Here is a 24,581-nt window from a genome sequence, read left to right as displayed (position 1 = left end):
GGTTGCCGTTTTTTATGCTTTCGCCCTCAGCGCGCGGTACGCTAATCCCTATTTCCCGGCCTGCGGATGCGTATCAAACCCTGCCATCACCGCCGTCAACTCTGCCAGGGAAAAACCGTGCTTCGGATCGTCAACGCCCAGCCCAAAGCGCTCCTGCATAAGCTGATACAGCGCTTGTGCCTCCGGCAGCGCAATCTGCTCCTCCACGCGGCCGTTCTGCCAGTGGGTAAAGTTAAAGTTGGTCAGCGTGAGCTTGCCCCCGTCCGGCAGGTGGCGGCACATGAGCAAATGATGGCGGAAATGGGACTGCGGCCAGTGCGCGGACCAGAAGTTTCCCATCACGTAATCACTGAAATACTGGGTCGTCAGGTCAAAGTGGTACATCGACTGCCAGTGCTCGTGATGGCGGAACTGCAGCACCCAGTCGTTGCCCTCGCTCAGCAGACGATACAGCCCGTGCGGCGTCTCCTGCTCCTCGTTGGCGAGTAACCGAATCGGCGCCGTCAGCGTTTGTCCGCCAAACCCCACGTCGGCGATCCAGCGCTCGCCGTTCAGCTCCACCAGCAGCAGCCGGTGCGTGCGCGGCGGCATCTGGGACGGATTTGCCAGCACGACCCGGCCCAGCACGCTGCGTACCGTAAATCCGACTTCACGTAATACTCGCTCGAACAGGCCGTTTTGCTCGAAGCAGTATCCCCCGCGCCGGGCGGTAACCAATTTGTCCACCAGACACCCGTCGTCCAGATGGATCTCCCGCGGCAAAACGACGTCGATATTCTCGAAAGGGATCGCGCAGTTGTGGTGTAAATGCAGCGCGCGCAGGGTGTCGATATCAACAGACGTCGGCAGGGTCCAGCCGATGCGGGCGAAGTAGGCAGTCAGAAATGGGGACATGCTTCAGTTTCCTTTGAGAGTGATGTTGAGTTTATAAACTAATTTCGCGCACCCACTTTGATTTCCGTGCTTTTTCGCCATACTCATCACTAAAAACAAGGAGCCACCATGAGCCACTTTCGCCCTGTTGAACTACGTCATGCCAGCCGCCTTTTGAATCACGGTCCGACCGTGCTCATCACCAGCCGGGATGACGTCATCGATCGTCGCAACGTCATGGCCGCCGCGTGGTCTATGCCGGTAGAGTTTGAACCCCCGCGTATCGCGATAGTGGTGGACAAAAGCGCGTGGTCACGGGAGCTGATCGAGCGCAGCGGAAAATTCGGCATTGTGATACCCGGCGTGGCGGCAGCGAACTGGACCTACGCCGTCGGCAGCGTCAGCGGGCGCGATGAGGATAAGTTTAACTGCTACGGGATCCCGGTTATTCATGGCCCCGAGCTTGGCCTGCCGGTAATTGAAGAGAAATGTCTGGCGTGGATGGAATGCCGGCTATTGCCCGCGACCTCTGCGGCAGAGAAATATGACACCCTGTTTGGTGAGGTCGTTTCCGCCGCCGCGGACGAACGCGCGTTCGTTGCCGGACGCTGGCAGTTTGACGGGGATAGGCTGAATACGCTGCATCATCTTGGCGCCGGAACGTTTGTCGCCAGCGGGAAAATGGTTAAGGCGCTGGAGTAGCGCAACCACGAAAGAGAAAAAGCCCCCTTCCTGAGGAAGAGGGCTTTTTTGTTACCTCACACGCTTCGCAATGATCTCATCCGCTACGTTCCGCGGTGCTTCTGCGAAATGATGGAACTCCATCGTATACGTCGCGCGCCCCTGGGACATCGAGCGCAGCGTGGTGGCGTAGCCAAACATTTCGGCCAGCGGCACGTCAGCACGGATAATCTGGCTGCCGTACTGCTCTGCCATCCCCTGCACCATGCCGCGACGGGAGGAGAGATCGCCCATAATATTACCGGCATACTCTTCCGGCGTTTCTACCTCGACGTGCATGACCGGCTCAAGAATAACCGGGTCCGCGCGCCGTGCGCCCTCCTTAAAGCCGAGGATCGCCGCCATGCGGAAGGCCATTTCCGACGAGTCGACGTCATGGTACGAACCGAACGTCAGGGTCGCCTTCACGTCGACCACCGGATAACCCGCCAGCACCCCGGTATTCATGGCCTCGCGCAGCCCTTTTTCCACGGAGGGAATATACTCGCGCGGCACCACGCCGCCTTTGGTGGCATCTTCAAAAACAAAACCGCTTCCGGGGTCCAGCGGCTCCAGGCTCAGGACTACGTGGCCGTATTGCCCTTTACCGCCGGACTGCCGGACAAATTTGCCTTCGATATCCTTCACCGCCTTACGCAGGGTTTCACGGTACGTTACCTGTGGACGACCAATATTTGCCTCCACGCCAAACTCCCGCTTCATGCGGTCGACGATGATTTCCAGGTGCAGTTCGCCCATGCCGGAGATAATCGTCTGGCCGGACTCCTCGTCCGTGTGCAGGCGGAACGACGGATCCTCCGCCGCCAGGCGCTGCAGCGCGATCCCCATTTTCTCCTGGTCGGCCTTGGTTTTTGGCTCGATCGCCAGCGAAATAACCGGATCCGGGAACTCCATGCGTTCAAGCGTGATTACCGCATTCGGATCGGTGAGCGTATCGCCGGTGGTAACGTCTTTCAGCCCGACGCAGGCCGCGATATCGCCCGCACGCAGCTCGTCCACCTCGTGGCGATCGTTGGCATGCATCAGCACGATGCGCCCGATACGCTCTTTCTTGCCCTTCACCGGGTTATAGACCGCGTCGCCTTTGCGCAGTATGCCGGAATAGACGCGGATAAAGGTCAGCTGCCCGACGTACGGATCGCTCATCAACTTGAAGGCCAGCGCCGAGAACGGTTCATCATCGCTGGGGTGACGCTCAGCGTGCTGACCGTTTTCATCAACGCCATCAATGGCGGGCACGTCCAGCGGGGACGGCATCAGCTCGATAACCGCGTCGAGCATGCGCTGCACGCCCTTGTTCTTAAAGGCGCTGCCGCACAGCATCGGCTGAATTTCACCGGAGATGGTACGGCTACGCAGCCCCTGGATGATTTCAGCCTCGTCCAGATCGCCCTTCTCAAGGTACTTGTCCATCAGCGCGTCGCTCGCTTCCGCTGCGGCAGAAACCATCTTTTCACGCCACTCCTGAGCGGTACTCAGCAGGTCGTCAGGTACCGGCGCGTAGCTAAACGCCATCCCCTGCGTCGCATCGTCCCAGAGGATGGTGCGCATCTTGATGAGATCCACCACGCCGGTGAAATGCTCTTCTGCGCCAACCGGGATCACTATCGGGACCGGGTTAGCCTTCAGACGCTCCTGCATCATCCGCACCACGCGGAAGAAATCCGCGCCCGGGCGGTCCATTTTATTGACGAACGCCAGCCGCGGGACGTGGTATTTGTTCGCCTGGCGCCAGACGGTTTCCGACTGCGGCTGTACGCCGCCGACGGAGTCATACACCATTACGGCACCGTCGAGCACGCGCATGGAACGTTCCACCTCAATGGTGAAATCCACGTGGCCCGGGGTGTCGATGATGTTGATCCGGTGCGGCTCAAAGCTCCGGTCCATGCCGGGCCAGAAACAGCTCACCGCTGCCGACGTAATGGTGATCCCGCGCTCCTGCTCCTGCGCCATCCAGTCGGTAGTTGCCGCGCCATCGTGTACTTCACCCAGCTTGTGGCTCATCCCGGTATAAAACAGGATGCGCTCGGTGGTGGTTGTTTTACCGGCATCGATATGCGCGGAGATACCGATGTTGCGATAACGTTCGAGGGGGATGGGTCGGGGCATGATATTTCCTTAAGTCATAATGACTGATGTGTGACGACCGGGATGGTCGCGTGTTCGTTCGTTTGTTATAATAGTCCTATTGTACGAGTATTATCGAACTATTTTTTAACGGTTGACCTATTGTTGATATAGCTCAATCTGACGTGAGACGCAGGAAAACGATGATTCCAAACCACCCCGAACCTGAACAAATACTGCTGGAAAATGTGCTGTTTGCCCTCGGCAATCCGCTGCGGCTGGCGATTATCCGTCGGCTGGCCGACGGCCGCGAACTGAGCTGCAACGCCCTGCGGCCGGAAGATGTGGTGAAATCCACCATGACCCACCACTGGCGCGTGCTGCGCGACAGCGGCGTGATCTGGCAGCGCCCGCAGGGGCGCGAAAATATGATTTCACTGCGAAGAGAAGATCTGGATGCCCGCTTTCCGGGGCTGATGGCAATCCTGTTACAGTCGGAATCATCAGCGCGCTGACCGAAGCCCTTCGCCCAGCGCGCGCAGCGTGGCTTTTAGCCAGTTCGTGACGCCTCGCTTACCGCTGCGCTTGTGCGAATAAATCTTCACTTCAAACGGGCTGATGTGGAACGGCAAAGGAAAAATCTTGATGTTTGTCGCTGGCAGCAGCTTTTCAGCGGCGAATCGAGGCAATGCCATCAGCAGATCGCTTTCTGCAATCACAAACGGGGCGCTGAGCATGGACGGGGTTTTGATCGCAATGTGTCGGGTATAGCCCATGCGTTCAAGCTGCAAATCCAGCACCCCCTGCTTCTCGTTCCACGGCGTGACCACAAGATGCCGTGCGGCGAGATAATCCTCCAGCGTCAGCGCGCTCCGGCTCGCGTTGCTAATCACGACATACTCATCCGCGAACCAGCTAATCTCTTCCAGCTCCGGATACCGGAGATCTCCGGTGGTGCTGAATCCCAGGGCCAGATCCACCTCTCCTGCCAGTAATTCCGTCAACGCCGGGCTGTGCGGCAGATAACGTAATTCCAGACGCAGGCCAGGCGCCGCATGCTGAAGCGTATTCATAAGCGCAGGGAAGATGCAGAACGCGGTAAAGTCCGTTATCGCGATCTGTAAACACGCCGTACTCACGGCAGGATCAAACTCCGGCTGCGGCGACAGCTCCTGGTCGAGATATTTCAGGGCCGATGCAATAACGGGCGCAAGCTGCGTGGCATAGACGCTGGGACACATCCGATGCCCCTCCCGGTAGAACAGCGGATCGTTGAGCGAAACGCGCAGCCGTGACAGGGCATGGCTGAGCGCCGAGGTGCTCATCGCCAGCTCGTCTGCCGCCAGACGAACGGAGCTGTGGCGATAAATTGCGTCAAAAACCGGCAGGAGGTTTAAATCAAGGCGACGTAAGGCCGGATGCATAATATTCATCATTCGTTGATTTCATTGCACTTAATTCTTCTGACATTACCCTTTATGCTTAGCCTCATCAACCACATACAAAGATAAAGGGACACCAATGAGCATCACGATCCGTCAGGCGCGGCCTGAAGATGCAGCGGCAATTTACGATATGATTTACGAACTCGCGGTCTATGAAAAAGCGCCGGAAGAAGTGGTCACCACGCCGGACGAGATCCGCAAAACGCTGTTTGGCGCGGACGGTAAAACCGAAGCGCTGATCGCCGAATACGCAGGCCACGCCGTCGGGTATGCCGTTTTCTTCACCAGCTATTCCACCTGGCTTGGCCGTAACGGCATCTATATGGAAGATTTGTACGTCTCTCCGGAATACCGCAGCAGGGGCGCGGGGAAAGCACTGCTGAAAAAGATCGCGCAATGCGCGGTGGAACGTCACTGCGGCCGCCTGGAGTGGAGCGTGCTTGACTGGAACCAGTCTGCCATTGATTTTTATCTGAGCATCGGCGCTGTACCGCAGTCCGAATGGGTACGCTATCGTCTTGATGGCGACGCGTTGCGGGCATTTGCTGAATAGCGTCGTCGCATGAAAACGCCCCTCTTTTTAGGGGCTTAATGTCACTGAAAGCGTTACTGAAGCACGGTATATCTGAGAAAAAGATTGCCGCTATTTTTGCCTTCTCATAGGACCGCGACAGGTCATAGACTGAGGCTCATTCCGCAGGACTCAGACTATAGACCGGGATCCGCCGGGTTGTCATCGTCAGCGTATCAAACACCTCCGTCTCCGACGTCACTATCCTCACGCCCGTTTTCCTTAGCCTCTGCACGTCGGCCGCGATGCGCTGAATGCCAAACCAGAAAAGCCCGTCGAGCGCCGTTACGGATAGCCCATTTTCGAGTGCCAGCCTGAGTCGTTCCCTGGGGGCTTTCACCTGCTGGGCGATTTGCCGGTAAGGTACTTCACTTCCGCCTGCGCTATCGCTTCGCTGGATCCGCGTTTTCAGGTGATAGGTAAATTCGTCAGGAACGCCTTCAAGGTCTTTTTTAAGGCTGTAGACGCAGCCAAACCGCCTGCCGTTGAACAGGACATTTTTTTGGCTGAGCTGAAACTCATTTCTTATCCCGTCAATCAGCTGCGGGGCGCGGGTGAGGAGTAACCGGAAGGGAAGCTCAAAGCTGGTTACATAATCCACATTCAGCAGCGCGAGACGCAAACGCTCTTCCGCACCGGACTTCTGCTCGCGACACTCGCGCATCACTTCCGCCCACTGGCGGGTCAGACGCTCCGGCTCTGCCGCTTCGGTGAGGAGATATTTTTCAAGGTGATAGTCGACTCTTCCGGTCATATTTTGCATCCCGACAAGGTGGATGCGGTAATTCTATCCAGCGCCGCCGGTTTTATAAAGGGCGGAGCGCGACGGCATCCGCCCCCTTTGCTACTGCTGGATACTCGACCGATCCGACATATCGCTGGCAGAGAAGGTTCTGGCTGAGGATTGGACCTGTTTTTTTCGCGCATACCGGTCCGGTTGCCCCTCTGGACGCGTTTTGAAGCGACGGTGCAGCCACATATATTGCTCGGGCGCCATCATTACCGCACGCTCAATCGCCCTGTTCATCTGCGTAGCCACTGATGCTTTATCGCCTCCCTGTAGGTCATCGCTGATATCGTCCAGAATAATCAGCTCGTACCCTTTGCCGTCTGCTTTTCTGCGCGGTACGAACGGGATCACGGCCGGTCTCGCGCTTTTGACCAGCATATAGCTACCGGCGGTGGTCGCGGCATCCGGGACGGCAAAAAACGGCACGAACACGCTGTTGGTTTTGCCGTAGTCGTGATCCGGGGCATACCACAGGATCTCATTTTGCTTAAGCGCGCGGATCATGCCCTTCAGATCGTAGCGGTCGAGCATGGTTTTATTGGAGCGCAGACGACCGCGCGTCTGTAGCCAGTCGAGCAGCGCATTATTGTTGGGACGATATACACCAATTCCCGCATTAAGCATGCCAAAGATGCGCGCGCCCAGCTCAAGCGTCAGAAAATGCATGCCAATAAGCACCACGCCCCTGCCTTGCGCCCTCGCCTGTTCCATGTGCTCGTAGCCGGTCACGCTAAAGTATTTGCGCACGCGCCGGTCTGGCCAGAACCAGGCGATACCCGTTTCGATGACGCCCATCCCGACCGATTCAAAATTACGCTCAAGTAAACGCGCGCGCCTCGTCGTTCATGTCCGGAAAGCAAAGCTCCAGATTACGTCTGGCTATCTCCACGCGGCGTGGAAGCAGGCGCATGGCCAGCCGGCCAAGTCCGTGACCCGTTTTTAACAGTAGCGGATACGGTAGCTGTACCGTGCACCAGAGCGCTGCAATGCCGGCCCAGCTGAGCCAGTAACGAGGATGCAAAAAGGCGAGTGAAAACTCAGGTAATTTTGTCATGAGAAAATTATCCTTTTACTAATGTACTTATCGTAGTGCTGTTGCAGTGCTTACCTGCTGATTTAACGGATATTGTTCGGGTGGGGGATTGTAGCGGAATCGTTATGGTTTTTATTATCGATTTTTGCGATAGGAAATTAAGGCGGGTATCGCCGGGTGATATTGCACCGCCCGGCAAGCAAGTTACATAGAATAGCCGGGCTTCTTAATCAGTTGATCCAGTTTCGGGCCGATCTCGGTATCCCAGACCTGCGCCTTCCAGTCAGCTTCCTGAACCTCCTGAAGCGCCACGGAGATTGAGCGATCTTTACTGTTCAGATGACGGGCGATCGCTTCGGCGATATCCGCCGCCAGCGCCGTTTTTTGTTCGTCATTCAGATCGCGTGGAAAACATTTGATATCAACGTGTGGCATGTGCAGGCTTCCTTATATGATGTGAGCTTTCAACGTTATCAGATAATGTCGTTAGCTTTTAGCACCTTGTGCAGTTGAGGTAACGCACAGACCGCATCCGCAACTGACGTGATAGCGGGCGTGTTGGCAGCGAACCACTCATGACGCGGCCCCCAGGTGCGCGCGACGGCAATATACGCGTCAAGCAGCGTCAACCGTTCGCCAAGGGCAAAGGGCGAGGCGCTGAGCTGAGCGTCGAACCACAGATAGAGAGATTTGCGGTACTCGATGCAGTTTTTCTTCAGCTGTTCCGGCGCGTCAGGCACCCAGCGCTCCGGATAATCTGCGTAGGTAAACGTGGGATAGACGTTGGCAACAAACCAGATAAGCAGGCGCTGAAACTGCTGGCGCTCGGCCTGCCCCACGGGCGGCGCCAGGTCGGGGCATCGATCGAGCACCATCAGAGCGATCGCCGCGGTTTCCGTCACGATCGTACCGTTTTCCAGCTCCAGCGTCGGCACCTGGCACAGCGGGTTGAGTTTTATCAGCAGCTCGCGCTGCGGGCCTGGCCGGTCAAACCCGTCCACGTTGATAAACTGATAAGGGATGTCTGCCAGGGTCAGCATCACTTCACTGATTGCCGAGCCCCAGCCGGGTACGCCATAGAGTTTAATCATGTTGCCTCCTCAGGGATGAAAACCCTAAGTGTATACCCGTCATACTTCAAGTTGCAGGTGCGTTGGCTGCATTCACTCACCCCAGTCACGTACTTATGTACGCTCCCGGGGATTGGTTCCCTTGCCGCCTTCCTGCAACTCGAATTATTTAGGGTATAGAGCACCATTAGTAGGTTATCCCGTGCGGGTTAACCTCCGAGCTGGTCACCGCTTCGCCCGCCTCCCCCCAGCGCGCCAGCGCGTTTTGATAGTCCCCGCGCTTAATCGCACCGTCCAGCGCAGCCTGCAGCGCGTACACCAGCCCGGTCCCTTTTTTGGTGGTGGTGGCGACGTAGGCTTTCTTCGGCCCTAATCCCACGACGCGGGTTTTGCCGGTTAACGCCGCCTTGTAGGCCGATACGGATTGCGGTCCAAAGAACACGTCCGCCCTGCCGGACTGAATATAGAGATTGCCTGAGGCATCGTCGGTCAGATAAACCGGTAATGCAGGCTCGCGTCCGGCCTTTTTATTCTCCTCGTTCCAGCCGAGCAGAATACGTTCCTGATTGGTGCCCGATCCGACAATCACCTTTTTACCGGCCAGATCTTTCGCACTGGAAATCGACCGTACGTTACTGGTGGATTTCACCGAAAAAGCCAGCGAATCGACGCGATAGGTCGCAAAATCGAACTTCTCCTTGCGCTGTTCGGTGACGGCGATATTCACCAACGCCACGTCATAGCGCCCGGAGGCGATCCCCAGCGGCCAGTCTTCCCACGCCGTTGGCACCAGCTTCAGTTTCAGCCCCAGGCTGCCCGCCAGCAACCGGGCGATATCCGGGTCGCTGCCAATCCGGGTGCGGTTATCGCTGGCCAACAGCGCCAGCGGCGGTGAATTCAGGGCGGAAATTGCCACCGTGAGGGTACCTGGCTCAACAAATTTATAGTTCGCCGGAATTTTCGCCACCGCCTGCGGATCAACCGCCACCGGCAGCGGTTGTTCATTGGCTTTTACATCAATGCTGGCATGGCTCGCCGTCGTAAAGATCAGCCCCGCCAGAAGTCTATATTTCATCTGCGCTCCTTACAGCACTTTTGAGAGAAACTGGCGCGTTCGCGGATGCGACGGTCGGTTTAGGACGTCGTCGCTGCTGCCCTGCTCCACAATTTTTCCGTCGACCATAAATACCACCTGGTCCGCCACTTCCCGGGCGAAGCCGATCTCATGGGTGACCACCACCAGCGTAGTGCCGGAACGGGCCAGCTTTTTAATCACGTCCAGCACTTCGCCAACCAGTTCCGGGTCAAGCGCCGAGGTGGGCTCATCAAACAGCATCACGCGGGGGCGTAACGCCAGCGCGCGGGCAATGGCAATGCGCTGCTGCTGTCCGCCGGAGAGGTGACGCGACCAGGCATCGGCCTTATCGCGCAGCCCTACTACATCCAGCAGGCCGTATGCGCGCGCTATAGCCGCCTTTCTGGTGAGCTTCTTGTGCGCGATGGGCGCCTCAATCAGGTTTTCCAGCACCGTGAGATGCGGAAAAAGGTTGAAGTTCTGAAACACGTAGCCCACGTTAACGCGCTGTTTGATGATCTCTTTCTCCTTTAGTTCGTAAAGTTTGTCGCCCTGGCGGCGGTAGCCAATATACTCTCCGTCAATCTGAATAAAGCCTTCATCCACGCGTTCCAGATGGTTAATGGTGCGCAGCAGCGTCGATTTTCCCGAGCCGGATGGGCCGAGGATCACCGTGACGGAACCCGGCGGGATCTCAAGCGTAACGTTATCGAGCGCTTTATGACGGCCAAAAAACTTGCTGACGCCGGTAATAGCAATGTGTCCTTCAGGAGAGGCTTGCATGAACAGGCTCCTGTGCTGGCGAGGTGGTAACGGAACGCGTCCGGCTGGCAGTCCGGTTGTGGTTTACGGCGGAGCGGCGCTCGCTGCGGGCGAGCCCACGCTCAACGACGTGCTGGATGGCAGACAGGACGGTGGTAATCACCAGGTACCAGACGGCACCCACCATCAACAGCGGAATGACCTCCTGCGTGCGGTTGTAGATCATCTGAATCGTGTAGAAAAGCTCCGGCATCGCCAGCACGTAAACCATCGCCGTACCTTTGGCGAGACTGATGATTTCATTGAACCCGGACGGCAAAATGGTGCGCAGCGCCTGCGGAAGAATAATCCGCACGGTGCGGCGCCACGCCGGCAGACCCAGCGCAGCCGCCGCCTCATACTGACCATGATCGACCCCAAGGAAGCCCCCGCGGATAATTTCTGCCGTATAGGCGCTCTGCACCAGCGTCAGTCCCACAACGGCGGTAGAAAATTGCCCGAGAACGTTGATGGTTTCAAAGCTACCCCAGGTAATGCCGGTAAAAGGCACGCCGAGAGAGAGCGTGTCGTAGAGATAGGAAAAGTTATAAAGAACGATCAGCACCACGATCAGCGGCAGAGAGCGGAAAAGCCAGATATATCCCCACGCCAGGCTGCTCAACAGCCAGGATGACGAGAGCCGCGCCAGCGCCAGCATGCCGCCAATCACCATGCTCAGCACGGTGCCTATCAGCGTGAGCAGCAGCGTCTGACCGACACCTTCAAGGATCACCGGATCAAAGAACCAGCGGGCAAATACCGCCCACTCCCAGCGTGGATTAAAGGCCACGGACTGAATCACGACCGCCAGCACAAACAGCGCCACCGCAGCGCCGACCGTGCGCAGCGGATAACGTGCCGGGACCACTTTTATGGTTTCAACGTTGCTCATCGTCGCTCCTTATGCGGTTTTGCTGAGCGCTTCGCGGATCAGCGTCTTGGTGAAGCGCAGCCGACCATCGAACGGCGGCTGGCTGTACTCTTCCGGATCGCGGTTGAGATCGAACTGCGGCTGATACCCCTGACTCAGATAAAGCCGTACCGCCTCCGGCTGACGAAACCCGGTAGTCAGGTAAATGTGGCTGTAGCCCGCCAGTATCGCCCTGCGCTCCAGCTCCTGTACCACGCGCGCGGCCAGCCCCTGCTGGCGCAGCGTTTTATTCGTCCAGATACGCTTGATTTCTGCCGTGCGTTCGTCGAAGGGTTTATAAGCGCCGGTAGCGATGATTTCGCCATCGCGCTCCAGCACGATAAACAGCCCCTGCGGCGCCAGGTACCACTCCGTCAGCTCGACTTCTGCATCTTTTGAAAAGTAGTCGCCGTAACGAGCGGCGTACTCACCGAAGAGCCCGACGATAATGGGCTGAAGATCGGCGTCTTCCGGCGAAACGTCACGAAATCGTTCCCGCATAGCGCCTCCTTAATCACCCAGACCAGCCGGGTTAACTTCGGAATGGGGTATACGCTCAACGCCTTCCCCCCAGCGGTTCAGCACGTTGTCGTAATCTCCGTTCTTAATTACGCCGTTAAGCGCCGTTTGAACCGGTTCGACCAGGCCGCTCCCTTTTTTCAGCGTCACCGCGATATGTGCCGCCTTCGGCCAGCCGCCGTCGACGCTGCCGACCAGCCTGGTTTTACCGTTCAGCGCCGCTTTCCAGGCGCCGATCACGTTCGGGCCAAAATAGGCGTCAGCGCGGCCTGACTGTAGCGCGAGGGTTTGCGCCGCATCGTCTTTGGTGTAGACCGGGATAAACGGCTTAAGCCCTTTTTTCAGGTTCGCTTCGTTCCACGCCAGCAGGATCGCCTCCTGGTTGGTGCCGGAGCCGACGATGATGCGCAGCCCGGCGATATCTTCCGCCTTCTGCAGCGACGCGATCGGGCTGGTGGATTTCACGTAAAAGCCAAGGGAATCCTTGCGGTAGGTGGCGAAGTCGAACTTCTCCTTGCGCGCTTTGGTGACGGTGATATTGCTGATCGCCGCGTCGTATTTCCCGGATGCAACCCCCAGCGGCCAGTCCTCCCAGGAGGTGGGCACGACGTTGAGCTCGAGCCCGAGGCTGTCCGCCACCAGTCGCGCAATATCGACCTCACTCCCAAGCAGAGTTTTGTTGTCTTCGGAAAAGACCGTCAGCGGCGGCTGATTCAGTCCCGCCACCGCCACGGTAAATTTCCCCGGCACGGCAAAGCGGTAGTCTTTCGGCAACTGCGCGATCGCATCGCTGTTTTTAGCGGTATGGATCGGCGTTTTATTCACCTCAATGCTCACGCCGGTGCCGTTAATATTGACGTTCTCTGCCCAGACGGCAGGGGTAAAGGCCAGCGCAAGCGCCAGAATAAGCGATGATTTCTGCATAGCGTTTTTCTCTTTTATTGTTGTGTGAACTGATTTTTGGGTTCGTCTAAGCCCAGACTTTCGCGCAGCGTGGTGCCGGGATACTCGCTGCGGAAAAGGCCGCGCGCCTGTAAAACGGGCACCACCTGGTCGACAAAGCGCAGAAAGGTGTCCGGCGTGCCGCCCTGAATAATGAAGCCGTCAGCCGCCTTCTCCTCGAACCAGGCCTGTAATCCATCCGCCACCTGCTCCGGCGTGCCGGAAAAACGCGGGCGCGGCGATGCGGCTTCCAGCGCAACCTGACGCAGAGTTAAGTTGCGCTCACGGGCGTTACGCTTGATTTCATCGGTGGTGCTGCGGAAGCTGTTATTGCCTAAATCGCCAATATCCGGGAACGGCGCATCGAGGGGATACTGGCTGAAGTCGTGATGCTCGAAATAACGTCCGAGATAGTTCAGCGCATCATGAACGGAGACCAGTGCCGCCGAGGTTTGATACTGGTTTTCAACGTCATCGGCGTCGTTTCCGACAATCACGCTGACGCCCTGGAATATATGTAAATCCCCTGCGCGGCGACCGTGACTTTCCAGTTGCTGTTTGACGTCGCGGTAAAAGGCCCGGGCGTCTTCCAGCGTTTCATGGTGGGTAAAGATGGCGTCGGCGTGTTTCGCCGCCAGCTTTTTACCGTCATCCGACGCGCCGGCCTGAAAGACAATCGGACGCCCCTGCGGCGTGCGGCCAATGTTCAGCGGGCCGGAAACCCGGAAGAAATCACCGTGGTGATCCAGGGTATGCAATTTTGACGCGTCGAAAAACTGTCCGCTCTCCTTATTGCGGATAAAGGCATCCCCTTCCCAGGAATCCCATAACCCTTTGACCACGTCGAGATACTCATCGGCAATGCGGTAGCGCAGCGCATGCTCAGGATGTTTGTCGCGGGAGAAGTTTTTCGCTGAACCTTCCAGCGGTGAGGTCACAACGTTCCAGCCCGCGCGGCCGTTGCTCAGGTGATCGAGGCTGGCAAACTGGCGCGCCACGGTGAAAGGCTCGCTGTAGGAGGTGGACAACGTGCCGACCAGCCCCAGGCGCGAGGTAACGCTTGCCAGCGCGGACAAAACCGTCAGCGGCTCAAAGCGGTTTAAAAAATGCGGAATGGATTTCTCGTTAATATAAAGACCGTCGGCCACAAAAATAAAGTCGAGCTTGCCCTCTTCCGCTTTTAATGCCGTTTCTTTAACGAAATCAAAATTAATGCTGGCATCCGCGACCGCCGCCGGATGACGCCAGGCGGACATATTTCCGGATGCACCATGCAAAATGGTACCCAGCCGCAATTGACGATTTGCAGACATATTCACCTCAAATAAATTAAACGTGTTGCAGAGCTTTTTCCGCGAGCTGTGCAAAATAGCGGGCAGCGGGTTCGATTAGTGCTTCGTCCGGGTTAAATGCCGGATGATGTAAACCAAACGGGCTGTTGCTGCCAATGCTGACAAACGCGCCGGGAATGTTTTGCAGATAGACCGCAAAATCTTCTCCACCCATGTGCAGTTCAGCATGCCGGGTCTCATACCCCGCCTCGCGCGCGACCGAGGCGGCAAACGCGGCCCAGCGCTCGTCATTAACCAGCGCGGCTGGCCCGGCGTACCAGGTGATGTTGATCTGCGCGCTAAAGGCGCTGGCAAATCCGGCGGCGATTTCACCGACGCGCGCCTTCACGTTCTGCTGCACTTCCGTGCGGTGCGTGCGCAACGTGCCCTCGAGCTCAACGCTTTCCGGCAGCACGTTCCAGGTATTCCCCCCGGCGATGCGCGTCACGCTTAGTACGACCGAATCCAGCGTGTTGACGTTACGGCTGGCCACGCTTTGCAGCGCGGTCACCAGCTGGCTTGCCAGCACGATGGCGTCGTTGCCTTCATGGGGGCGTGCGGCGTGCGCGCCTTTACCGGTAATATGAATAACGAAGCGATCGACGTTGGCATAAAACGGACCGCCGCGCGTGGCAAATTCACCAACCGGCAATGAAGGCTCGTTATGCATCCCGAAAATTGCGCGCACGTCGCGTAATGCCCCGGCACGCACCATGCTTTTCGCTCCGCCGAAATTTTCTTCCGCAGGCTGGAACAGGATCCGCACGCGTCCGTTGAGCGAGTCTTCCCGCTCCTTCAGCTTTAACGCGGCGCCGAGGATCACGCTGGTGTGAACGTCGTGACCGCAGGCGTGCATCACTCCCGCACGTCTGGAGGTAAACGGCACCCCGCTGCGCTCATCGATGGGTAACGCGTCGATATCGGCGCGCAGCGCAACCAGTGCATTGCCCGTGCCGATCTCCGCAACCAGCCCGGTCTGAAGATCGTAATCCAGCGGGGCAATCCCGGCCGCCGTCAGCCACTCGCGCAGACGAGCCGTTGTTTCGACCTCCTGACCGGACAGTTCAGGGTTCTGGTGCAGCTCACGGCGCCAGGCAATCAGCTGTTCGCAAAAGCTCATACGGTAACCTCCCTGTTAAGACGCGCCTCGGCCAGCAGCCGCAGGGACTGCACGCGCGTTGCGCCATCAGCTACCGGCGTGTCGATGATAAATTCGTCAATCCCCCACTGCTGGTGCAGCGCGTTGAGCCGTTCAAGCACCGACGCCGCCGTTCCGGCCAGCAGAGACTGCGCCCGACGCGCGATGCGCACCGGTTCGCTGCCCGCCTGCCGCGCAAAGGCGTAGGCCTGTTCTTCGCTGGCCACGGTGACGCGTTGCCCGTTTGCCAGCTCCACGCCCCATACTTCAACCTTCTGCGCCAAAGCGTCGGCCTCTGACTGGGTTGGGGCAACAATGACCTGCACGGCCACCATCACCTCCCGGACGCTGTGTTGACGCCAGGCCGTGACGACCTCGCGCAGCAGTTCCGGATCACCGTTCAGGTGGGCGGCAAAGACAAAATGCCAGTCGAGCGAGGCCGCCAGCAGCGCGCTTTCGGTGCTGGCGCCCAGCAGAAAGCCTTGCGCAGGCACCGGAGGCAGAGGCGTGGCGCGAACCGTCTCCTCCGCTGCCTGATTTTCAGGGCGGATCCACCGTTCGAGCTGCGTCAGTTGTTCCGCGAAGCTGCCTTTCTCCTGCGGATTAAGGCCGTGCTGCAAGGCGCGGGTTGAGAGCGGCAGACCGCCGGGCGCTTTACCAACCCCCAGATCAACCCGGCCCGGCGCAAGGGCGGCCAGTACGTTAAAATTTTCGGCGACTTTATAGGGGCTGTAATGTTGCAGCATGACGCCGCCTGAGCCCACGCGAATACGCTTTGTTTGCCCGAGGATCCAGGCAATCAGCAGCTCCGGCGAGGGGCTGGCAAGCGCCGGGGTATTGTGGTGTTCGGCAATCCAGAAGCGGTGGTAGCCCAGAGTCTCCGCCAGCTGCGCCAGCGTTAAGGTACGCGCCAGCGCATCGGCGGCGGTTTCGTGTTCTGCGACGGGGCTTTTATCCAGAATGCTGATTCGCCATGACATGTTGCGTTCTCGTTTGACTTAACATGTCGTCATTATTAAAGGCGGATTTCACCTCTGAGAAACAATTAATTTACATTTGAATTGCCGGAAAACGGGAATAGCGGATCCGTCATCGGCCTGACAGGAGCGAAGTAATGAGTGCTTCCGCTTCCTGCCGTCGGGTAATGCGGAGAAAGCGAATGTGCGCGTACTGCGGGTTTTGCATATCCGCTTCATAGCGTTTGCGGTTGCTGCGCCAGGTTTTGATCGTCCAGATGATAATCGAGTCCTTACTAAAGAACGATCGACGAAAGCTTTCACGGTTCCCCGTGCCGGGCCAGAGCTCCTGTTTGTGCCAGGCGCGTCTGAAGGCGCGCGTCACCGCCTGCCAGAGCGTGCGGCTAAACCCACGATCTATCCACACCACCAGATCAACGTCGCACCACTTTACGTCGCGCGTGCGGTTGTAATTCCCGTCCAGGACCCAGTCAGGCGAGGCGGCGAGCGCCTTTTCCAGCGCTGCGAGAAACTCATCATCCGGGGTTCCCTGCCAGTTCGCTCGCCAGTAAAGCCTGTCCATCTCAATGTAAGGGATGGCCAGCGCCTCAGCGATTCGCCTGCCAAGCGTACTTTTCCCACTTCCGCTGGTGCCTATGATATTGATTTTCACCGTTCCACCTGCAAATGCTGAAGTAAACGGATCGAATCATAGCGTTAAAAATTTGTTTACGAAACGCCAGCCTACGCATGCGGATACTGCTCGTCGGTAACCTTCTCCAGCTACGCCGCCAGCACACTACCGCGCTTGCCTTACTGATTGCAGCCCTGCGGCATTCATAATCTCTACCTGGCGGTAATTATCAAGTAAACCTGATGTATAAACTGGCATTTGGCGGCCTTTTTGCCTAAAAAAACGCCACGATTCAGCGCATTGCGATCCCCGTCTGCTCTGACCACACGATTTCCTTCGACGCGCATCACTTTCGGCACGGTTATATTTTGCGTCGCTTATCAATTGCGGGTAGGATGCCTCGCCATGTTTTGCCTTATCCATACACAGAATGACTGGAAAGGCAGCATGTGTCTGCGCAGAAGCAATCGTTTGTTCGGGCTGCTGGCAGGCAGGACTATCACGTTAATGGTTCAGACAGGCAAACAGGTAACTCAATGAAAACAAGCAATAAAAGCGCAGCCGATCATCATGCTGCGAAACGTCGCTGGTTGAACTCTCACGAAGAGGGCTATCACAAGGCGATGGGCAACCGTCAGGTGCAGATGATCGCCATCGGCGGCGCTATCGGTACTGGTCTGTTTTTAGGTGCAGGCGCGCGTCTGCAGATGGCAGGCCCCGCCCTCGCCCTGGTCTATCTGGTGTGCGGGATCTTCTCTTTCTTCATCCTTCGTGCCCTGGGCGAGCTGGTTCTCCATCGTCCCTCCAGCGGCAGCTTTGTCTCTTACGCCCGTGAATTTCTCGGTGAAAAAGCCGCTTACGTCGCCGGCTGGATGTACTTCGTTAACTGGGCAATGACCGGTATCGTTGATATCACCGCCGTCGCGCTGTACATGCACTACTGGGGCGCGTTTGGCGATGTGCCACAGTGGGTGTTTGCCCTTGGCGCGCTGGCGATCGTCGGCACCATGAACATGATCGGCGTGAAATGGTTCGCCGAGATGGAGTTCTGGTTCGCGCTGGTAAAAGTGCTGGCCATTGTCATCTTCCTGGTCGTCGGTACCGTCTTCCTCGGCAGCGGTAAACCGCTGGACGGCAATGCGACGGGCTTCCATCTGATTACCGATAACGGCGGCTTCTTCCCGCACGGCCTGCTGCCAGCGCTGGTGCTGGTTCAGGGGGTAGTGTTTGCCTTTGCCTCCATCGAACTGGTGGGTACGGCGGCGGGTGAATGTAAAGATCCGCAGACCATGGTGCCTAAAGCCATTAACAGCGTGATCTGGCGTATCGGCCTGTTCTACGTGGGCTCCGTAGTGCTCCTGGTGCTGCTGCTGCCGTGGAACGCCTATCAGGCGGGTCAAAGCCCGTTTGTCACCTTCTTCTCTAAGCTGGGCGTGCCGTACGTGGGCAGCATCATGAACATCGTGGTATTGACCGCCGCGCTCTCCAGCCTGAACTCTGGCCTGTACTCGACGGGCCGTATTCTGCGCTCCATGTCCATGGGCGGCTCGGCACCGAAGTTTATGTCGAAGATGAGCAAGCAGCAGGTACCTTACGCGGGTATTCTGGCCACGCTGGTGGTGTACGTCTTCGGGGTATTCCTGAACTATCTGGTGCCGTCTCAGGTGTTTGAGATTGTACTGAACGTAGCGGCGCTGGGCATCATCGCCTCCTGGGCTTTCATCGTGGTGTGCCAGATGCGTCTGCGCAAAGCGATCAAAGAAGGTAAGGCGGCTGACGTCAGCTTTAAGCTTCCGGGCGCGCCGGTGACCTCCTGGCTCACCCTGCTGTTCCTGCTGAGCGTGCTGGTGCTGATGGCGTTCGACTACCCGAACGGTACCTACACCATCGCGACTATTCCGCTGCTGGCGGTGTTGCTGATTGCCGGCTGGTTTGGCGTACGTAAACGCGTGTATGAAATTCACAGCACCGCGCCGGTTCATCCTGACGATGAAACAAAGGACGCTCCGCTGGTTGAAGAGACGTCGCGCTAATACGGCGTCAAAAAAAGGGAAGGCATTTAGCCTTCCCTTTTTATTTTGTATCGTAGGACGGCAGCCTGCCGCTCACGCTACGACATTACAGCGCGATACGAATGACGTCGTCAGGCTGGGTCGCTTCCTGCTGACGGGTAGATTTCTGCTTCACCGTCACGTACAGCGTCTTGCCATCCGCTGACAGCGCCAGGCTGTTCGGGTAAACCGGCGTATCGTAGGTTTTGGTCACTTTGTAGGTTTTGGCGTCAATCACGCTCACCTTACCCGCCTCGCGGTGCGTCACGTAGGCTTCATTGCGTGCCGGGTTAAACAGCACCGCCAGCGATTCCGGCGCAGAAACTTTCCCGATTACGCTGCCGTCTTTCAGGCTCACCACCAGCACCTCTGGCTGTTTAGAATCCGTCAGGAACGCGCGCTGACCGGCAGTGTCCAGACTCAGGTTCAGGTAGAAGTGCTCTTTTCCGTCGTCCTGCACCTTCTTACGGCTGAGGATTTTGTTGGTTGCGGTATCAATGGTTACCAGCTCGCCGTCCGCATTGGTGGTGTACAGGCGTTTTGCCTGCGCATCCAGCGCCAGGCCGGTGCTGAACGTGCCGGTGTTCGTGATGGTGTCTTTCAGCTTCAGCGTTGCGCCGTCAACCACCCAAATCACGCTCTCTTTTCCGATGCCGGTAATGTAGACGGTATTGGTGGCGTCATCGGCCACCAGCTGGCGCGGCTGGAGGGGCTTCACCGTGTCGCTACGCTTGCGATCGTCCAGCACCAGGCGCCCTTTCACCTCGCCCGTTTTGGCGTCAATGGCCGTTACCGCGCTGTTGACGGTGTTTCCAAACCACAGCGTCTGGGTGGCATTATCGATCGTTGCGCCAAACGGCTTGAGATCGTTATGAATCGCCTGCGTCACGTCCAGCGTGACCGGATCCAGGCGATATACCACGCCGCCTTTATCGGTTTTGCGGCTTTGAGTCGTCGCAACCCACAGCGCGTTTTCCTGCTGGCTGACGGCCATTTCATACGCGCCCTTGCCTACCGCTTTGCGCAGCATCTCTTCAGCAGCATGAGCCTGGAACGTACCGGCAATCAGTAAAGAACCCAACAGCAGAGACCCACGCAGGCGCGGCGAGCACAGATGACGTAAAGACATAACAATTCCTTTTTAAATGAGGAGATTTACCGCTGACATCGCTTCCGGCGGGCAAAGTCATCGCTTTGCCGTTATTTTAATGAGAATAGTAATCATTAATGAGTTGAATGTGGAGTTTTTCTTTCCTTCCGACCCTTACATTCACGAAATGTGCGGTTATAGTTTTCATAACATTTACAAAGGATTTAACATATATACACAGGTTCCAGTTGATTTGGTTCGAATCTTTTCTTAATCGGTTACTTCATGAAAATCATTTCTGCCCGCAGGGCATCGCTACCGCTGCTGTTCGTTCCCGTCGTATTTGGCCCGCTGAGCGCGATGGCCGCAGAAGAACAAACCCTGATCGTCAGCGCTACGCCGCAGGCCGTCTCCGAGCTGGATACGCCAGCCGCGGTCAGCGTGGTAAGGGGCGAGGATATGCGCCATGCCGCCCCGCGCATCAATCTCTCTGAATCTCTCGGCAGCGTGCCTGGCCTGCAAATCCAGAACCGCCAGAACTATGCCCAGGATTTGCAGCTGTCGGTGCGCGGCTTTGGCGCGCGCTCGACCTTTGGCGTACGCGGGATCCGCATGTACGTGGACGGCATTCCGGCGACCATGCCCGACGGCCAGGGGCAGACGTCAAACATCGATCTCAGCAGCGTAGAGAGCATCGACGTGCTGCGTGGTCCCTTCTCCGCCCTGTACGGCAATGCCTCCGGCGGCGTCATTAACATCAATACCCAGACCGGCCAACAGCCGCCCGTCGTCGAAGCCAGCAGCTATTACGGCAGCTACGGCACCTGGCGTTACGGCATGAAGGCCACCGGCGCGGTCGGCGACGGTACGCAGGCGGGAGATGTTGACTATGCGGTATCCACCACCCGCTTCACCACCCATGGCTATCGCGACCACAGCGGCGCGAGAAAAAACCTCGCCAACGCGAAGTTAGGCGTGCGCATTGATGATGCCAGCAAACTGACGCTGATTTTTAACAGCGTGGACATGAAAGCCAACGATCCGGGCGGGCTGAGCTATCAGGAGTGGCAGAACAACCCGCGCCAGTCCCCGCGCGGGGATCAGTACAACACGCGTAAAACCATTAAGCAGACCCAGGCCGGTATCCGCTACGACCGTCAGCTGAGTGCGCAGGACGACCTTAGCGTGATGATGTACGCCGGCGAGCGTGAAATGACCCAGTACCAGTCTATTCCGGCGTCCACTCAGCGTGACAATCCGGCCCACTCTGGGGGCGTCATTGACATGCAGCGCCACTATCAGGGCATCGATACGCGCTGGACCCACCGCGGCGAGCTGCTGGTGCCGGTGACGTTCACCACCGGCCTGAACTACGAAAACATGAGTGAAAATCGCCGCGGGTATGAAAACTTTGTAATGAACAACGGCGCTCCGGACTACGGCGTCAAGGGCAACAAACGCCGTGACGAGCGTAACCTGATGTGGAACTTCGATCCTTACCTGCAAACCCAGTGGCAGCTTACGCAAAAGCTGTCCGTGGAGGCAGGCGTGCGTTACAGCTCCGTCTGGTTCGATTCTAACGATCGCTACATTACCCCGCAGAATGGCGATGACAGCGGCGACGCCAGCTACCATAAGTGGCTTCCGGCGGGTGCGGTGAAATACGCCGTGACCGATGCATGGAATCTGTACGCTGCGGCGGGACGCGGGTTCGAGACCCCGACGATCAATGAACTTTCCTACCGCCCTGACGGCAAAGGCGGGCTCAACATTAACCTGCAACCGTCAACCAACAATACGTACGAGATTGGCAGTAAAACCCGCATCGGCAACGGTCTTCTGACGGCGGCGCTGTTCCGCACGGATACCGATAACGAGATTGTGGTGGACACCAACAATGATGGCCGTACCAGCTATAAAAACGCCGGTAAAACGCGCCGTCAGGGCGTGGAGATCGCGCTCGACCAGCAGTTTGCAGAGAACTGGAAGCTAAAGATGGCGTGGACCTACCTTGACGCGACCTACCGTACCAACGTCTGTAACAATGCAGACTGTAGCGGCAACCGGATGCCGGGCATTGCCCGAAACATGGGATACGCGTCGCTTGGCTGGGAGCCGGAGGAAGGCTGGTATGCCGGTGCGGATGCACGCTACATGAGCGATGTGATGGCGAACGATGCCAATACCGCGAAAGCGCCCTCCTATACCGTGGTCGGCCTCAACACCGGGTATAAGCTTAACTATGGCAAATGGGGAATGGATATCTTTGGCCGCGTCGATAACCTGTTCGATAAAGCGTACGCGGGGTCCGAAATCGTTAATGCCAGCCGCGACCGCTATTACGAGCCCGCGCCAGGCCGTAATTACGGCGTAGGGCTGTCAGTTTCTTATCGCTTTGAGTAAAACTTTATCCGGCAACGGGCGTTGCCGGTAATAAACGCGCTCAATAACGCTATTCCCGGTTGCCTGATGCGCCGGGAATTTATTTGTCATATTACTGCTCGAATAAAGAAATAAGTGCGCGCGGGGATCCTTAACTAAAGTATTGCCGTTGCAGCAGGACGTTGGCTTCATCAATTGCCCGGTCAATGGCTTCCCGGCTGGCCTCCACGTCCCTGTTCTCAAGCGCCAAAAGCAGATCGGCATAATGATAGGTCTCAGCCGGCATCTCCTTCATCTCTCCATGCAGATAGTTTATGCACGGGCCAATCCGCACCCAGAGCTGCTCGATCAGCGAATTTAAGGTCGGCATCTCGGCATACTGATAGAGCGTAAAGCGGAAGATGCGGTTAGCATGGAGCGCCTTCTGGACGTTACCCTGATGCATCGCGGTGCTGAAGTTCTCCGACAGCGCGCGCAGCGTGTCCAGCTTAGCCTCGGTCATATTCTGGCACGCCGCCGCAACCGCCATCGGTTCAAGCTGTTTTCGAATGGCATTAATTTCGTTATAGCGTTCCAGCGTGACTTCCGGCACCAGAAAAGCCTGCGCGGGGGTGGCCTGCAACGCTCCTGCAGAAACCAGTCGCAGCAGCGCTTCACGTACCGGTGTGATGCTGGTACCTAATTTATCCGCAATCTCTTTGGTGATCAGCCGAGCCCCGGGCTTTAAAGACCCCGTGATTAACGCTCCTTTTAAACTGATCTCAACTTGCATAGTCAGACTGATTCTTTGTGCTTTTTCTAAATAATCCAAATCAAGCATGTTTAATTCCCGTAGCCAAAACAAAATGCCATTCTCAGTACCTGTTTAAAAAAACAGCACCGGTTCGATATATCCTGTATCGTCATGCCTGGTATTAGGGGCGCGCGTTAAAATATAAATAGGACAATTAAAATTGCGTTTATCACTTCTGGCTCAGCTGGGCCGATGGCGCGCAAAGCTTATGGGTTAATTAAAGACAATATATCGTATCTTCACAAATAATTATGGCGGGCCACGCCCGCCATAACCGACGCACCGTTTAGTCTGCCGCTACGCGTATCACGACCTTGCCGAAGTTTTTCCCTTCAAGCAGGCCGATCAGCGCGTCCGGAGCCGCTTCCAGCCCTTCGATGACCTGTTCGCGATAGTGAATTTTGCCTTCCTTCACCCAGCGCCCCATCTCCTGCTGGAACTCGTCAATACGATGCCCGTAGTCCTGCGCGATGATAAAGCCCTGCATGCGGATGCGTTTTTTCAAAATGGTGCCCATCAACAGCGGCAGCCGATCCGGGCCGTCCGGCAGGTTGGTTGCGTTGTAGCCGCTCACCAGACCGCATACCGGCACGCGTGCGGAGGTATTCAGCAGCGGCAGCACGGCGTCAAAAACCTTGCCGCCGACGTTTTCATAATAAACGTCAATGCCCTGCGGGCAGGCGCTTGCCAGCTGTTCAGCAAAATCATCCGCATGGTGATCGATACAGGCGTCGAAACCCAGTACCTCGACCGCATGTCGGCATTTCTCTTCACCACCGGCCACGCCAACGACCCGGCAGCCTTTGATTTTACCGATTTGCCCGACCGTTGCGCCGACCGGCCCGGTAGCGGCGGCCACCACCAGCGTTTCCCCCTCACGTGGCTGGCCGATATCGAGCAGCCCCATGTAGGCGGTAAAGCCAGGCATACCCAGAACGCCCAGCGCCCAGGACGGATGCGACGAGCTATCGCCCAGCTTCACCAGTCCTTGTCCGTCGGACAGCGCATACTCCTGCCAGCCGCTGTAGCCCAGTACCCATTCACCCTCTTTATAGTCAGGATGACGGGACGTCTCAACGCGGCTTACCGTACCGCCTACCATCACCGCGCCAATCTCAACCGGTGGAGAGTAGGACGGCGCATCGCTCATACGCCCCCGCATGTACGGATCCAGCGAAAGCCATACCGTGCGTAACAATACCTGCCCGTCTGCGGGCGTCGGGATCGGCTGTTCTTCCAGGCGGAAATTATCGGCGACCGGCGCGCCGTGCGGGCGGGAAGCCAGAACCCAGCGTCGGTTTTGCGTGGTAGATTGACTCATTAATCGCTCCTTACTGCTGAAAATGTCATTCAAGCCTGGCACTTT

21 protein-coding genes and 2 pseudogenes are annotated in these 24,581 nt (G+C 57.3%); 5 read left to right on the top strand and 18 right to left on the bottom strand.

Annotated features, from left to right (window positions below; translation table 11 throughout):
- Positions 1-48: 48 nt before the first annotated feature.
- A complete protein-coding gene (gene nhoA, locus HWQ14_RS15975) occupies positions 49-894 on the bottom strand; it encodes an N-hydroxyarylamine O-acetyltransferase (RefSeq protein WP_176610263.1) in 846 nt (281 codons plus the stop codon).
- Positions 895-1,002: 108 nt separating this feature from the next.
- Between nhoA and HWQ14_RS15970 the strand changes: the two genes are divergently transcribed.
- Positions 1,003-1,575, top strand: a complete 573-nt coding sequence (locus tag HWQ14_RS15970; protein WP_176610262.1) for a flavin reductase family protein — start codon at positions 1,003-1,005, stop codon at positions 1,573-1,575.
- A gap of 51 nt (positions 1,576-1,626) precedes the next feature.
- On the opposite strand, the gene fusA is transcribed toward HWQ14_RS15970, so the two are convergent.
- Entirely contained in the window at positions 1,627-3,726 is a 2,100-nt protein-coding gene (gene fusA, locus HWQ14_RS15965) for an elongation factor G (RefSeq protein ID WP_176610261.1), read from the bottom strand.
- Between the two features lie 161 nt (positions 3,727-3,887).
- Here fusA and HWQ14_RS15960 point away from each other — a divergent pair, with 161 nt between their 5' ends.
- A complete protein-coding gene (locus tag HWQ14_RS15960; RefSeq protein ID WP_148419787.1) occupies positions 3,888-4,199 on the top strand; it encodes an ArsR/SmtB family transcription factor in 312 nt (103 codons plus the stop codon).
- Here HWQ14_RS15960 and HWQ14_RS15955 read toward each other — a convergent pair.
- Positions 4,188-5,120, bottom strand: coding sequence for a LysR family transcriptional regulator (locus HWQ14_RS15955; protein ID WP_176610260.1), 933 nt, complete (start codon positions 5,118-5,120; stop codon positions 4,188-4,190). The two genes, HWQ14_RS15960 and HWQ14_RS15955, sit on opposite strands and share 12 nt — an antisense overlap.
- Positions 5,121-5,205: 85 nt before the next feature.
- Between HWQ14_RS15955 and HWQ14_RS15950 the strand changes: the two genes are divergently transcribed.
- Positions 5,206-5,682 (top strand): GNAT family N-acetyltransferase, encoded by a 477-nt coding sequence (locus tag HWQ14_RS15950; protein WP_176610259.1) that lies wholly within the window; start codon positions 5,206-5,208, stop codon positions 5,680-5,682.
- Between the two features lie 136 nt (positions 5,683-5,818).
- Here HWQ14_RS15950 and HWQ14_RS15945 read toward each other — a convergent pair whose 3' ends face one another.
- The 12 genes and pseudogenes from HWQ14_RS15945 to HWQ14_RS15885 all read right to left on the bottom strand — a co-directional run bounded on the left by HWQ14_RS15945 (position 5,819) and on the right by HWQ14_RS15885 (position 16,938).
- Positions 5,819-6,454 (bottom strand): helix-turn-helix domain-containing protein, encoded by a 636-nt coding sequence (locus HWQ14_RS15945; protein WP_176610258.1) that lies wholly within the window; start codon positions 6,452-6,454, stop codon positions 5,819-5,821.
- A 90-nt stretch (positions 6,455-6,544) separates the two neighbouring features.
- Positions 6,545-7,544, bottom strand: a pseudogene (locus HWQ14_RS15940) (Kdo(2)-lipid IV(A) acyltransferase).
- 183 nt (positions 7,545-7,727) lie between these two features.
- Positions 7,728-7,958: a tautomerase PptA gene (pptA, locus tag HWQ14_RS15935; protein ID WP_148419782.1), complete on the bottom strand. Its 231-nt coding sequence runs from the start codon at positions 7,956-7,958 to the stop codon at positions 7,728-7,730.
- A 38-nt stretch (positions 7,959-7,996) separates the two neighbouring features.
- Entirely contained in the window at positions 7,997-8,614 is a 618-nt protein-coding gene (locus tag HWQ14_RS15930; RefSeq protein WP_176610257.1) for a glutathione S-transferase family protein, read from the bottom strand.
- Positions 8,615-8,780: 166 nt separating this feature from the next.
- Positions 8,781-9,668, bottom strand: coding sequence for a transporter substrate-binding domain-containing protein (locus HWQ14_RS15925; protein ID WP_176610256.1), 888 nt, complete (start codon positions 9,666-9,668; stop codon positions 8,781-8,783).
- Between the two features lie 9 nt (positions 9,669-9,677).
- The gene (locus tag HWQ14_RS15920) at positions 9,678-10,451 is read right to left on the bottom strand and encodes an amino acid ABC transporter ATP-binding protein (RefSeq protein ID WP_176610255.1); all 774 of its coding nucleotides are present in this window, start codon (positions 10,449-10,451) and stop codon (positions 9,678-9,680) included.
- A complete protein-coding gene (locus tag HWQ14_RS15915) occupies positions 10,435-11,361 on the bottom strand; it encodes an amino acid ABC transporter permease (RefSeq protein WP_176610254.1) in 927 nt (308 codons plus the stop codon). Before HWQ14_RS15915 ends, HWQ14_RS15920 begins: the two co-directional genes overlap by 17 nt.
- 9 nt (positions 11,362-11,370) lie before the next feature.
- Positions 11,371-11,880 carry a GNAT family N-acetyltransferase gene (locus tag HWQ14_RS15910; protein WP_176610253.1) on the bottom strand — a complete coding sequence of 170 codons (510 nt, stop codon included), beginning with the start codon at positions 11,878-11,880 and terminating at the stop codon, positions 11,371-11,373.
- A gap of 9 nt (positions 11,881-11,889) precedes the next feature.
- A pseudogene (locus HWQ14_RS23340) lies at positions 11,890-14,153 on the bottom strand (NtaA/DmoA family FMN-dependent monooxygenase).
- A gap of 16 nt (positions 14,154-14,169) precedes the next feature.
- Complete coding sequence (locus HWQ14_RS15895) at positions 14,170-15,291, bottom strand: amidohydrolase (protein WP_176610250.1); 1,122 nt, start codon at positions 15,289-15,291, stop codon at positions 14,170-14,172.
- Positions 15,288-16,289 carry an LLM class flavin-dependent oxidoreductase gene (locus HWQ14_RS15890; protein ID WP_176610249.1) on the bottom strand — a complete coding sequence of 334 codons (1,002 nt, stop codon included), beginning with the start codon at positions 16,287-16,289 and terminating at the stop codon, positions 15,288-15,290. Before HWQ14_RS15890 ends, HWQ14_RS15895 begins: the two co-directional genes overlap by 4 nt.
- A 109-nt stretch (positions 16,290-16,398) precedes the next feature.
- Complete coding sequence (locus HWQ14_RS15885) at positions 16,399-16,938, bottom strand: shikimate kinase (RefSeq protein WP_176610248.1); 540 nt, start codon at positions 16,936-16,938, stop codon at positions 16,399-16,401.
- A gap of 497 nt (positions 16,939-17,435) precedes the next feature.
- Here HWQ14_RS15885 and ansP point away from each other — a divergent pair, with 497 nt between their 5' ends.
- Positions 17,436-18,932 (top strand): L-asparagine permease, encoded by a 1,497-nt coding sequence (gene ansP / locus HWQ14_RS15880; protein ID WP_176610247.1) that lies wholly within the window; start codon positions 17,436-17,438, stop codon positions 18,930-18,932.
- An 85-nt stretch (positions 18,933-19,017) separates the two neighbouring features.
- Here ansP and HWQ14_RS15875 read toward each other — a convergent pair whose 3' ends face one another.
- Positions 19,018-20,079, bottom strand: a complete 1,062-nt coding sequence (locus HWQ14_RS15875) for a YncE family protein (RefSeq protein ID WP_148419768.1) — start codon at positions 20,077-20,079, stop codon at positions 19,018-19,020.
- Positions 20,080-20,325: 246 nt separating this feature from the next.
- On the opposite strand from HWQ14_RS15875, the gene pqqU reads away from it, so the two are divergent.
- On the top strand, positions 20,326-22,443 hold the full coding sequence (gene pqqU / locus HWQ14_RS15870) for a TonB-dependent receptor PqqU (RefSeq protein WP_176610246.1): 2,118 nt from the start codon (positions 20,326-20,328) through the stop codon (positions 22,441-22,443).
- 130 nt (positions 22,444-22,573) lie between these two features.
- On the opposite strand, the gene HWQ14_RS15865 is transcribed toward pqqU, so the two are convergent.
- Together HWQ14_RS15865 and HWQ14_RS15860 are read right to left on the bottom strand one after the other, a co-directional pair.
- On the bottom strand, positions 22,574-23,242 hold the full coding sequence (locus HWQ14_RS15865) for a GntR family transcriptional regulator (protein WP_176610245.1): 669 nt from the start codon (positions 23,240-23,242) through the stop codon (positions 22,574-22,576).
- Between the two features lie 259 nt (positions 23,243-23,501).
- On the bottom strand, positions 23,502-24,536 hold the full coding sequence (locus HWQ14_RS15860) for an NADP-dependent oxidoreductase (protein ID WP_176610244.1): 1,035 nt from the start codon (positions 24,534-24,536) through the stop codon (positions 23,502-23,504).
- Between the last annotated feature and the right edge of the window lie 45 nt (positions 24,537-24,581).

Origin of the sequence: Enterobacter cloacae (assembly GCF_013375935.1) — a bacterium.
In the GTDB taxonomy this organism is placed as follows: Bacteria; Pseudomonadota; Gammaproteobacteria; order Enterobacterales; family Enterobacteriaceae; genus Enterobacter; species Enterobacter pasteurii.
This window is presented reverse-complemented; position numbering and strand designations above follow the sequence as displayed.